This is a genomic window from Variovorax paradoxus (genome assembly GCF_022009635.1).
Taxonomy (GTDB): Bacteria; Pseudomonadota; Gammaproteobacteria; order Burkholderiales; family Burkholderiaceae_C; genus Variovorax.
In genome coordinates this window covers 5,505,555-5,518,158 of record NZ_CP091716.1, presented here as the reverse complement: position 1 = coordinate 5,518,158, position 12,604 = coordinate 5,505,555, and the positions used below count along the sequence as shown (strand labels likewise).

8 protein-coding genes are annotated in these 12,604 nt (G+C 66.6%); 7 read left to right on the top strand and 1 reads right to left on the bottom strand.

Annotation, left to right across the window (positions count from 1 at the left end):
• Nucleotides 1-29 precede the first annotated feature (29 nt).
• The 4 genes from L3V85_RS25590 to L3V85_RS25575 all read left to right on the top strand — a co-directional run bounded on the left by L3V85_RS25590 (nucleotide 30) and on the right by L3V85_RS25575 (nucleotide 5,543).
• Entirely contained in the window at nucleotides 30-1,175 is a 1,146-nt protein-coding gene (locus L3V85_RS25590; protein WP_237675480.1) for a DUF2169 family type VI secretion system accessory protein, read from the top strand.
• A gap of 222 nt (nucleotides 1,176-1,397) precedes the next feature.
• Nucleotides 1,398-1,880, top strand: coding sequence for an Hcp family type VI secretion system effector (locus L3V85_RS25585; RefSeq protein ID WP_237675479.1), 483 nt, complete (start codon nucleotides 1,398-1,400; stop codon nucleotides 1,878-1,880).
• Nucleotides 1,881-1,921: 41 nt separating this feature from the next.
• A complete protein-coding gene (locus L3V85_RS25580) occupies nucleotides 1,922-5,095 on the top strand; it encodes a type VI secretion system Vgr family protein (protein ID WP_237675478.1) in 3,174 nt (1,057 codons plus the stop codon).
• A gap of 4 nt (nucleotides 5,096-5,099) precedes the next feature.
• Complete coding sequence (locus L3V85_RS25575; RefSeq protein WP_237675477.1) at nucleotides 5,100-5,543, top strand: hypothetical protein; 444 nt, start codon at nucleotides 5,100-5,102, stop codon at nucleotides 5,541-5,543.
• A gap of 2 nt (nucleotides 5,544-5,545) precedes the next feature.
• Here L3V85_RS25575 and L3V85_RS25570 read toward each other — a convergent pair whose 3' ends face one another.
• A complete protein-coding gene (locus L3V85_RS25570; protein ID WP_237675476.1) occupies nucleotides 5,546-6,955 on the bottom strand; it encodes an IS701 family transposase in 1,410 nt (469 codons plus the stop codon).
• A gap of 85 nt (nucleotides 6,956-7,040) precedes the next feature.
• On the opposite strand from L3V85_RS25570, the gene L3V85_RS25565 reads away from it, so the two are divergent.
• Genes L3V85_RS25565 through L3V85_RS25555 form a run of 3 tightly spaced genes read left to right on the top strand, consistent with a single transcriptional unit; the run spans nucleotide 7,041 to nucleotide 12,501 of the window.
• A complete protein-coding gene (locus tag L3V85_RS25565) occupies nucleotides 7,041-7,484 on the top strand; it encodes a DcrB-related protein (protein WP_237675475.1) in 444 nt (147 codons plus the stop codon).
• 26 nt (nucleotides 7,485-7,510) lie between these two features.
• A complete protein-coding gene (locus L3V85_RS25560; RefSeq protein WP_237675474.1) occupies nucleotides 7,511-11,968 on the top strand; it encodes an RHS repeat-associated core domain-containing protein in 4,458 nt (1,485 codons plus the stop codon).
• Complete coding sequence (locus L3V85_RS25555; RefSeq protein ID WP_237675473.1) at nucleotides 11,965-12,501, top strand: hypothetical protein; 537 nt, start codon at nucleotides 11,965-11,967, stop codon at nucleotides 12,499-12,501. The genes L3V85_RS25560 and L3V85_RS25555 overlap by 4 nt, the downstream gene beginning before the upstream one ends.
• Nucleotides 12,502-12,604 lie beyond the last annotated feature (103 nt).

The following is a 12,604-nucleotide window of genomic DNA, read 5'->3' as shown; positions in this document are numbered from 1 at the left end:
CCTGTTCCACTGATCCGGCGGCATCTGGCATGGCTCCTCATCTTGAAAACCACACGCCTTTTTCCGCACTGGCTTTTTCGCAGTTCCACCGCGACGGCGCCGACATGGCCGTGCTGGCGGTGCGCGGCAGCTTCCATGTCGTGGCGAATGCGCCGCTCGTGCTCGCACCCCGGCAGGACGAACTCGAACTCGCCGACCGCTACGAGGGCGATCCCGCCAGCGGCCTGCTGATGCGGACCTGCGACATCGTGCCCTTCAAGCCGGCGGCCGATCTCACCATCCTGGGCGCGAGCTGGGCACCGCATGGCGTGGAGGCTCGCTCGTGGCTTGCCGGCGTGCGCCTGGGCAAGCTCGAGAAAGTCGTGCGGGTGCACGGCCCTAGAGCCTGGCAATGCGCCGCGAAGCAAGAGGGCGACGAGGAGGACAAGGCGTCCGGGCAGAAGAAGGAGTGGGTGCTCTCGCCGGCCCTACCGGTGAAGGCCGTGGCGCTCGACTGGCGGGGCGCTTTCGGGGGAGCGATACCCGGCACGGGCGACGGGCAGACGCCCGTCGACGTCCACCGCCACAACCCCGTCGGATGCGGCATCGTCGACGCGCAGCACAGCCCCATGGATGCCGACATTCCCGCGCCCTGCATCGAAGACCCCGCCGACCCGGTTCTCGATTGGCGCCGCCGCGACTACGTGCCGCAAGGCTTCCGCCCGCTGCCCCCGGTATGGCGGCCGCGCCAGCAGTTCACCGGCACCTTCGACGATGCCTGGTTGGAGGCAAAGCATCCTCTGCTGCCCGACGACTTCGACTACCGCTTCTACCAATACGCCGCGCCGGGCCTCATTCACGAAGAACGCCTGAACGGCGACGAGGAACTGCAGCTTCTTCACATGCACCCCGACCACGCGCACATCCAGGTCTGGCTGCCCGGCGTGCGCTTGTCCGCCGCCGTGCATCGCAACGATGGAGACGCTGAAGTGTTGGAGATGGCCCTCGACGGCGTTCACGTGGACATGACGAACCCTGGCCCGGCGTCGGTCTTCCTGACGTGGCGCTGCTGGGTGCCCAAGCGATCGGGCATCCGGCTGATGGAATTGCGTATCGAGAACCCGTCCAGGCTGCTGGAAATCGGGAGCCGGTATGTGGGGTGCGAGCGCGTGGCGGGCGCACCGTATCCGTTTTGAGTAATTCAGCCAGTGCCTGTAGTTCTTTCTGCGCATGCCGTTTGGCACTGGCCTGCCGCGGGTGCCTGGCTTAAGGTACGGGCGAATTCGATGCGCCGACCCCGCTGTGTCACCAGCGCCGGCGCCATCCGCTTGTGATTCGCTGCCGTCCTTCCGCAAGGGGAGGGCGGCTGGTTCCACGGTGTCCTCGATGGGCACGCAATTTCTCAGGGAGTTGATCTCATGGCAGTAGACATGTTCATGCGCGTCGAAGGCGCGAACGGCGAATCGAAGGATTCGAACCACAAGGAGTGGAGCGACATCAAGTCGTTCGCCTGGGGCGCGACGCAGCCCGGGAACATGGTCAGCGGCGGTGGCGGCGGCGTGGGCAAGGCCAGCTTCAACGACCTGCAGGTGATCGCGCGCATCGACAAGGCCGCGCCCTCAGTGCTGAAGAATTGCGCGAGCGGCAAGCACCTGAGCAAGGTGGAAGTGTCGGTGTGCAAGGCCGGCGGCTCGCAGATCGAGTACACGCGCGTCACGCTCGAGGAAGTGCTGGTCACCTCTGTGCAGTACACGGCCGAGCAGGGTTCCGACGCCGTGTTCGTGCAGTACGCCTTCCAGGCCGCGAAGGTGAAGCAGCAGTACTGGGAGCAGACCGACAAGGGCGGCAAGGGCGCCGAGACGGTGCTGGCCTGGAACATCAAGGAAAACAAGGAAGCCTGATCTCCCTTCGACGGACACGTTGACCAGGGAGCCTTCCACGAATGACCCGCAGCTTCATCGCCCACAGCGCGCTGGGCGAGCGCCTGAAGTTCCGTTCGATGACGGGACAGGAGCGCATTTCCGCACTGTTCGAGCATCGCGTGCGGCTCATCAGCGACATGCCCAACATCCAGCCCAGGCGCATGCTGGGCGAAGACATGAGCATCGAGGTGAACCTTGCCACCGAGCTTGGCGGCGCCGGCAAGCGCTTCCTGAGCGGACAGGTCACGCGCTTTGCCTACGTGGGCAAGGACGACGGCGACATGTGCGTGTACGAAGCCACGCTGCGCCCGTGGCTGTGGTACGCCACCCGCCGCTCCGACTTCAAGATCTTCCAGTTCAAGACAGCGCCGCAGATATTGCAGGAGGTGCTCGCGCCCTACGGCTTTGCCATCGACGCGCGCCTGAGCGGCAACTATCGCACCTGGGACTACTGCGTGCAGTACTCGGAGAGCGACTTCAACTTCGTCAGCCGGCTGATGGAGCAGGAGGGCATCTACTACTTCTTCTCGCATGCGCAGGGCAGCCACCAGCTGGTGCTGTGCGACGGCGCCGATTCGCACACCCCCGTGCCCAGCGGCCCGGTGAAGGTGCCGTACCACGCGGGCGTGCTGGCCGCGCAGATCCTCGAGCAGGACTTCATCGACAGCTGGAGCCATTCGGAAGACATCGCGTCGGGCAACTTCGCGGCCGACGACTACGACTTCAGGAAGCCCAACGCCGAGATCGACACCGTGCGCCAGCAGCCGGCCGGCCACAGCCGCGACGATTTCGAGATCTACGACTGGCCCGGCGGCTACACCGAACTGGGCGACGGCGAGAACTACGCGCGCCTGCGCCTGGAGCAGCTCGCAGGGCGCCGTGAACTGGTGAGCGCCGAAGGCAACTTGCGCCACATGGCGCCGGGCTACCTGTTCGAGCTGGCGCGCCACCCCAACGCCGAGGACAACCGCCGCTACCTGATCGAGGCCGTGACCTACGACTTCCAGGAAAACGCGCTGCGCGTGGCCGGCGCGGCCGACGCGGCCTACAGCGAATCGACCAGCAGCACCAGCTACCGCCAGACCTTCGAGGTGCTGCCCGACAGCGCTCCATTCCGCCCCGCGCGCGTCACGCCCAGGCCGCGCACCACCGGGCCGCAGACCGCGGTGGTGGTCGGCCCCGCGGGCGAAGAGATCCACACCGACGAATACGGCCGCATCAAGGTGCAGTTCCACTGGGACCGCTACGGCCGGCGCGACGAGAACTCCTCGTGCTGGATCCGCGTCTCGCAGACCTGGGCCGGCAGCAACTACGGCGCCATGCACATCCCGCGCATCGGGCAGGAGGTGATCGTCGACTTTCTCAACGGCGACCCTGACTACCCGATCGTCACCGGCTGCGTCTACAACGCCGCGCAGATGCCGCCGTGGGAACTGCCGCGCCACAAGACCCAGACCGGCTTCCAGACCAACTGGAGCAAGGGCGGCGGCGGCAAGCACATGCTGCGCTTCGAGGACAGCCGCGGCACCGAGCACATCGAGCTGTCGACCGACCACGGCAACACCCACCTGCACATGGGCTACCTGATGAACCAGGGCTCCGGCGTGCAGCGCAGCTACGGCTTCGAGCTGCGCACCAACGAGTGGGGCTCCATCCGCGCCGACAAGGGCCTGCTGCTGACCACCTACACGCAGGACTATGCGCAGCGCACCTCCCGCGACAACCCCGACGGCCACGAGCACATGGGCGCCACGCTGGCGCAGAGCAATGCGCTGATGCAGGCCTCCGGCCAAGCCATTGCGGCCACCAAGGCGCTGGTGGGCGCGATGGCCCAGGGCAAGAACCAGACGCTGATGGGGCTGGTGCAGGGCGTGCAGGCGGCAGGCGGCGTTTCGCAGGCGGTGGCGGCGCTCGCTGCGGGCGGCGCGCCGGAGGCTGGCGTCTCCGACAACCCCGACCCCGCGATGGCCGATGCGCAGCAGATGCTCGACCTCTCGCGCAAGATCGACAAGCCCGTGGTCTCCATCGTGAGCCCCGAGGGGCAGACCATGATCAGCCCCAAGCCCATCGTGCTTAGCTCGGGCCAGAGCGTGTCGGTGCGCGCCACCTCGGCCATGACGCTGACCACCGGCGCGCAGCTCACGCAGTTGGTCACGGGCGGCATGCTCACGCAGGTGAGCGAGGGCGGGCAGGTCAACGTGGTGTCGGGCGGCGACATCGTCTCGCACGCGAGCGCGGGAGCCGTCAACCTGGTGTCGAAGACCGACGCCTCCATGACCTCCACCGACAGCAACGCCAACATCACCGGCCGCAAATCGGTGGTGATCCAGGCGGCCGACCAGGACGTGTTCGTTACCGGCAAGACCAGCATCTCGCTGATCTGCGGCAAGTCGTCCATCGTGCTGCTGGCCGACGGCACGGTGAACATCAACGGCGTGAAGGGGCTCGTCAACTTCACGGGCGAGCTGGACCAGCGCGGCAGCAAGATCTTCCTGAACTGCGACGCGCCCATTGGCAGCGCGCCTGAAGAAGCGGTGGTGGAAGACGGCGTGCCCGTGGCGCCCGCAGCGGCAGCCACGTCGGCCGAGGCGTCGGAGCACGCCGTGCCCGCGGCCGCGCCGCCGGGCTACGTGACCACGGGCCTCGGCAAAGGGGTCGACGCCATCGCGGCGCGGTCGCCCACGCTGCAGAGGCAGGTCAAGTTCCTGCAAGGGCAGGGATGGAAGATCGGCTATGGCGCGGCGGGCGGAGGCACATATGCCGACACCAACCCCGCCGTGAAGAAGATCGTGATCGACAGCAACAACGCGAGCGACCCCTACAAGACGGCCGCCTCGCTGTCGCACGAGGTCGGGCACGCGGTCTATTCGTATCGCTTCAAGCCCGACATGTCTTCCAAGACCGCGTTCGTCAACAGCATGCTCAGCTCCGAGGGCGAGGCGGCGCTCAACCAGATCCAGGTGCAGCGCGAGGTCTGGCGCGCGGCCAAGGTCGACATCCTCAAGGGCGCGAACCCCGCGAACGTGGAAGCCTTCAACGAGGCCTACAACGGCATGGTGAAGGGCGGCACCCGGGAGGCTGCCAGGGCCGCGGCCGGCAAGTACTACGGCACGCTCAACACATCGACCACCGGCGAGCAGTACACGCAGTACTACGGCAATTCCTACGACAAGAAATATGCCGGCAAGCACTGAACCCATGAATCAGCAAGCCATGACCATGACGCTCTGGCAAAGCATCGACGCGCTGGCCGCGCAGCTGCCGTTCTCCGTGCAGAAGGTCGGCCGCACGCTGTCGACCACCCTGAGCGACACGCATGCCGAAGGCGGCACCGTGTTCCAGTTCTTCGAAGGCTCGCCGGTGCGCCTTTCGGATGGCACCGGGCTTGCGCGCATCGACCTGCGCATCAAGCGCGAAGGCGCGCACCCGGGCTTCCTCGTGCTGGAGCTGAAGGGCCGCTGCGTGCCCCTGGCCGAGGTGCGCCAGCACTACCCCGCGCTGGAGATCACCGACGTGCCGCGCGGCCGCTCGCTCGACGAATCGACCAGCTACACGGCCACGCTCGGCTGGGGCCGGCTGTCGTTCGGCTTCGCGGAGCGCAACCCCGGCTGCCTGGCCTTCGTCGCCTTCGACCCCGCCTAGTCTTACTGTGTCACAAGAGTAGCTTTACGTCTGCCCTTCCGCAGCAGGGGCACTGGCCAAGACGAGCGATCAACAGATAGCTCAGTCGATGGCGCAGCGTCGTGATCGACGTCGCCACGTGGCGCTGTGCGCGCAGGACTGCCGCGGGGGATGTAATCCTTGGGAAGGGCAGGCACCTGGCGTTGGATGAAGTTTTTTTTGCCGCCGACAGACTTGTCGGCGACGAGGCGTTCAGCCATCAGGAACCCGTAGGCCGCGATGCTCAAGGCGGCATGGTGATGGAACCCCCGCCACCCTCGGCCCTCGTAGTGGCCGAGACCGAAGTCCTGCTTCAGATCCTGGTAGTCGCGCTCGATGCGCCAGCGCTGATGGGCAACGCCGACCAACTCGTCGATCGGCGTGTCTTCTGGCAGGGTGGACAGGAAGTACTTGCTTGGCTCAGCGTCGCCTGCCGGCCACTCGATGAGCAGCCACTGCTCGGGGCGCAGACGTGCCTTGCCCGTATTGCCTCCAGCGTGGCGCACTCGCACGGCCGCGAAGCGGCCGTTCAGTGTGTCGTTGGTGCCCTCTCGCCAGCTGATGTTCTGGAACGCTCGGCTTGGCAGGGACTGCGCCAATGCCTTGACGCTCACGGGTTGCAGCGCCGCCGTGCGCCGGGGCATCACTGGCGGGCGGCCCATGCCGCTGTAAGGTTTGGGTGGCAGCGGCTGAACGCCAGGCGGCCAGACCACCACGGCAGATGTGACACCTACCGCGTAGAGCAAGCCCATGTCGCTGAGCGCTTGGCGAAAGGCGTTGTCCACCCCGTAGCCCGCATCGGCCAGCACGCAATAGCGCGGTGCGCCTTCATCCAGCAGCGTGCGCAACTGCTGCAGCGCGATATGCGTCTTCGTGGCGAAGCGCACTTCGTCGGGAACACCAGCCTTGGCGCGGCGTTCCGGATCTGAAGCCCAGTCCTCGGGCAGGTACAGCTGCCAAGCCACGGGCAGGCTGCATTGGCTGCTTGCAAGGGAGATGCTCACTGCCACCTGGCAGTTATCCTGCTTGCCCAGCATCCCGCAGTACTGACGGGTGACACCAACAGAATGGCGCCCCTTCTTCGGGAATCCGGTGTCGTCGATGATCCACCAGCCGCCTTGGCTGAAGTCCATCTTGGGCATCACCCACTGGCACACGCGTCGCAGCATCTGGGTGTCGGACCACTCGGCCTTGGCCACGAAGTGGTGAAGTGACTGGTGCCGGGCGCTCGCGTGCATCGGATCGACCCGCGCGGCCATGGGCTCCACGCTCTTGCGTGACAGCGGAAGCATCAAGCCCGTGCAGTAACCGCGAAGGCCGGCGTGCCGGTCAGCGTGACCAAGGCCTTCGCTCAGGTGCTCAAGATACCGATCAAAACGCTCTGCTGCATTCATCGATCCTCCAGCTCGAAGTCCGGAAAATCGAATTATGTCATTTATGACACAGTAAGACTAGAACACCGCGAAAGAAAGCAGCCCGATGAAGTACCACATCCAGGAAGGCCGGTTCGACGTGCCAGACGACGGCCGCATCGACCGCTCGATGAACGTGCTGGCCATGCCCGACGGCTCCGGCACCACGCTCATCGTGAGCCGCGACGCGCTGCGCGCGCAGGAGAGCCTGGCGCAGTTCGTCAGCCGGCAGATGAACGACCTGACGCGCCAGGTGAGCCAGCTGAAGGAGGTGTCGCGCACCGACATCGCCGTGGGCCCGGCCATCGCCAGCCTGCGGGCCATCGAACTGGTCACGCAGTTCAGGCAGAACGGGCAGGCACTGCACCAGCGCCAAGCCGTGTTCCTCTTGCCGCAGGACCCGGCCGGCAAGGCCGTGCTCATTCTCACGGCCAGCAGCCCCGTGCCCTTCGACGAAGACGCGCTCGCGCTGTGGCGGCGCACGCTCGAGAGCTTCCAGGCGAGGGCCTGACACCTTGACGAAGGCACCGGCGAACCATGGACGGTAAACCCGCTGCCCGGCTGCACGACCCCATTGCCCACACCAATGCGCATGCGCGCTTCTGGGCCAAGTTCGCGGGCGGCCTGATCGGCGGCATTGCCGTGGGCTTCGCGGTGGGCGTGGCGGCTGCCGCGGTGGTCGGCACCGGGGGCCTCGCGGGGCCGTTGGTGGCGGGCGCCGTGGTGGTCGGCGCGCGCATGGCAGGCGGCTACCTGGGCGCGAGCCTGGGTGAATCGATTGCCGACGCGCTGGTGCCCGAGACCCTCACCGTGACCGGCATGATCACCAGCGGATCGTCGGACGTGTTCATCGACAGCAAGGCCATAGGCGCGGCGCGCGCCTCGCCCGAGATGCCGATGGACACCGTGAGCTGCAAGAAAGACTCGCCGCAGATCCTCCTGGCCGAAGGCGCGGAGACCGTGTTTGTCAACATGGGCGTCGCCTCGCGCAAGGACGACCACACCGAGTGCGGCGCCAAGGTGAGCGAAGGCTCGCCCACCGTCTTCATCGGTGGCCCGACCGCGCGCGTGCGGGAAGTGGCCGACGAGGTGCCGCTCATCTCGAAGGTGCTGGTGACCATCTTCAACCTGGTCATGATCTATCGCGGCCTGCGCTGCCTGCCCAAGCTCGCGCGCCAGGGCAAGAATGCGCTGCCTTGCCTGATCGAAGGCGCGGTGGGGCTGGGCATGGGCATCCATGGCCTGGTCAGTTCCTTCGGCAACCCGGTGCATGCAGCCACGGGCGGCAAGTTCCTGGGCGGCGAGAGCGAGCTCGACTTCACGCTGCCCGGCCCATTGCCCATTGCGTGGCAGCGCTTCTACAGCAGCCACGACCTTCGCCGCGACGGCGCGCTGGGGCAGGGCTGGAGCCTGCCCTATGCGATGGAGCTGCGCCTGGGCAGCGACGAAGAAAGCCAGCCCATCGTCACGCTCATCGACGAACAGCGCCGGCCGATGGTGCTGCCCGGCATCGAGCCCGGCACGCGTCAGTACAGCCTGCGCGACGGGCTGGATCTTTGCCGCACCGAAGGCGGCCACTACTTCATTCATGTGCCGGGCGGGTTGTTCTTCATGTTCGCGCCGCCAGCGGAAGGCGAGGCGCACGCGCAGACGCTGAAGCTCGCGCGGATCGAAGACCGCAACGGCAACTTCATCGACCTGCGTCACGACGCGCTGGGCCGGCTGGCCGAGCTGACCGACAGCACCGGGCGCCTGCTGGCGCTCGACTACGCGGGCGAGAGCCGCCAACTGCGTGCCGTGCGCCTGGCCGCCGGCGCACCCGGCGAACTGCCGGGCGTGCTGGTCGCCTACCGCCACGACAGCGAAGGCCGCCTGCTCGACGTGACCGACCGCAACGGCGCGGTGGCGCGCCGCTTCGGCTACGACGCCCAGGGCCTCATGAACTTCCACGCCGACGCAGCGGGGCTGGAGTGCCGCTACGAGTGGCAAGGCACGGCCGGCGACGCGCACGTGGCCCGCCACTGGACCAACGACGGCGAGAGCTACACCGTGCGCCGCATGCCCCCCGCCGCGGACGATGCGCTGGCCCTTGGCCAAACCCTGGTCGTCGACCAGCTCGGCCGCGAGTTCGCCTGGCACTGGAATGCCGACCTCCAGGTCACCGACTACGCCGACGCGGCGGGCCGCCAATGGCACGCGGAGTACAACGAGCTGCGGCAGCTCGTCGCCATCACCGAGCCGGGCGGCGCCACCACGCGCTGCACCTACGACCCCATGGGCTTCATGAGCAGCCGCACCGACGCGCTGGGCCGCACGCAAAGCACCGGCTGGACCGAGTTCGGCGAGCCCTGGCGCGAGACCCTGGCGGACGGCAGCACCTGGACCTATGCCTACAGCGACCAGGGCAACCTGGTGCGAGAGACAGACCCGCTGGGCCGCACGACCGAGTACGCCTACGACAGGCGGGGCCTCCCGATCGTCGTGACCGACGGCAAGGGCGGCACCAACCGCATGGCCTGGAACGAATGCGCGCAGCTGGTCTCGCTAACCGACTGCTCCGGCAAGACCACGCGCTACACCTACGACGGCTGGTGCCACCTGCAGACCGTGACCGACGCCGCGGGCCAGCGCACGCGATTGACGCACGACGCCATGGGGCGGCTGCTGTCGGTGTCGTTGCCCGACCAGAGCCACCAGTCGTTCCGCCGCGACGCGGCCGGCCGCATCGTGGCCGCCACCGATGCGCTGAGCCGCAGCACGCAATTCGCATTCGGCCTGCGCGGCCAGCCGCTGACCCGGCAGGACGCCGAAGGGCGCCGCATCGCATGGCACTACGACAGCGCCCAGCGCCTGCAGTCGCTCGTCAACGAGAACGGCCTGCACTTCGAGTTCATTCGCGACACCGCCGACCGCGTGGTGGAAGAGCGCCGCGTGGGCGGCACGCGCGTGCAGGTCGAATACGACGCCAACGGCTGGCCGGTGTGCATCACCCATGTGCCGGGCATCGGCGACGAAGACCTCGCGCTGCACGACGGCACCGGGCCACGGCCCGCCGCGAGCCGGCCCTTGCGCACCGAACTGCTGCGCGACGCCGTGGGCCGCCTCGTCGCAAAGCGCACCGGGAGCCACCACTACCGCTACACGTACGACCTGCTCGACAGGCTGACCGAAGCGGTCAAGCTGGAGGCGCCGCGACCCGGCACGCGCGACGAACCGCGCGCGCTGCACCGCACCGTGTTCGCCTACGACAAGCTCGGCCGCCTCATCGAAGAAACCGCCATCGACGAGACCACCGGCGAAACGCACACCCTGCGCCACGCGCACGACGAACTCGGCAACCGCACGCAGACCGTGCTGCCCGCCATCGCGTCGCAGCCGGGCGTGCAGCGCGCGCTGAACTACCTGTACTACGGCTCGGGCCACCTGCACCAGGTCAACCTGTCGCACCAGCACGGCAATGCACCCGAGGTGCACCAGCTCATCAGCGACATCGAGCGCGACGACCTGCACCGCGAAGTGGCGCGCAGCCAGGGCGCGCTGCACACCCGTTTCGTTCTCGACCCGCTGGGCCGGCGCGCCGCGTCGTGGTGCCGGGCCGGCGGACTGGACACGGCCTTCACCACGCAAGACCCGAGCTGGCGCCAGGCTATCGACAGCGCCGGCACCCCCGGGGCTCGCCTGCTCGACGGGCTGATGAAGGAATACAGCTACGACCCGGTGGGCGAGCTGCGGCAGAGCCGGCATTCGCTGCAGGGCACCACAGCGCACAGATTCGACGCCACCGGGCGCATCGAGCAGACCGTGCGCGGCGCGGCCGCCGCCAACAGCGAACGCTTCGCCTACGACCCTGCTGGCAACCTGCTCGACGCATCATCGACCGCGCCCGGCCATGTGCGCGACAACCTCGTGCGCGTGTTCGAAGACAAGCGCTACAGCTACGACGGCCACGGCCGGCTTGTGCGCAAGAGGGCAGGCAGGCATACCGACCAGCGCTTCGAGTGGGACGAGGAAAGCCGCCTCGTGGCCGTGCACACCACCCGGCGCCCGGGCACGCCTGAAGCCACCACGCAACTCACGCGCTTCGACTACGACGCGATGGGGCGGCGCGTGGCGAAGCACGATGCGTTCGGCAGCACGCGGTTCATCTGGGAGGGGATGCGGCTGATCGAGGAGCGCAGGGGCTCGCAGGTGGTGAGCTATGTGTACGAGCCCGGTGGCCATGTGCTCATGGCCCGGCTCGACGCGAAGGCCGAGCCGGCCGAGGCATCGGCCACGGCACAGGTCTTTCACTTCCACAACGACACTGCCGGCCTGCCGGAAGAACTGAGCAACACCGAAGGCCAGCTGTGCTGGCGCGCGAGCTACAGGACATGGGGCGCGACCGTTACCGAGCAGTGGGAGGTTACGGCCCTGAATGGCCGCGCCGTTGCATCGACCGACACGGTGCCCCAGGCCATCGAGCAGAACCTGCGCTTCCAGGGCCAGTACCTGGATAGGGACACGGGGCTGCACTACAACACCTTCCGGTTCTACGATCCGGACATCGGGCGGTTTATCGGACCCGACCCGATCGGATTGATGGGGGGCTCGAACCTTCATCAATACGCGCCCAACCCAAGCCGGTGGATCGATCCGCTGGGGCTTTCATACTGCGCCTTCGGCAACGCCAGCAAGCCCAGAGCGCCGAGACCGGGAAAAGACATTGCGGTAGATGCCGACGGCATGGTCAAGTCGCAGGCCGGAAAGCAATTTCCGGAGGGGGCATCGACCACCGTTGACCCGACAAAATCGCCGTTGAGCGGGCACTACCACGAGATCCCGGAAGGAACCAAGATGCCGAGCGGAATCGATATAGTGCGGGACGGCTCCGATGTGATTCCGAACTCTCCCCGCGGACCGGGGCATGCGACGGTGTTCCCGACCCGCGATATGCCGTTTACAGAATTCCAGGCTTTGTTCGAATCTCTGCCTTGGCAGCATGCAGGAAAAAAATGAATGATCCGGATGCTTTTCCTGACGAGTGGCGCCTCGTGAAGGAGGCGGAAAACGCTCTTCTTGTCAGTCGATTCAATTTCAAAAAGCACGTTGACTTCAAGAAGACCATCCTGCTGGCCCTGAACACCACTTCGGAGCAGGCTGCTGCGCTCAGGTTCCTGAAGGACGATGCCCCCGGGTTGAGCGATCTGGAGTTGGCCGAGATTGCTCCCGTAGTCTTGGACATCGCAGTGGACGGAAATATCGACAATCTCATCATCGCAAGGGCCGTGCTTCTGCAGTATTCCTCTCACTTTCTCCAGAGCAGGAAAACAATAAAGAGCTCGCTGGATCGCCGACTTCACGAGTACCTTTCGAGCGACGACGAGTTTCTGTACAGGCGATTGGCTGAATTGCTGGTAACTCTGGATCTGCCGGATGCCTTGGCGAAGTTGTTGTTGATCTGCAAGGACAACGGCAACCCGGAAATCGCCGAGATATACCAGGACTTCTCTACCAGATATGCCGCCGGCAGCGGCTTGAAAAACGAATAATCGAGGTAGCGACACCGAAGACCAGATGCGCTCGATCTGTCCCAGCAGGGGATCGTTCGAGGACTGCTACCCCCTGATGCTGCGGTGTTGAATGTGGCCCCGA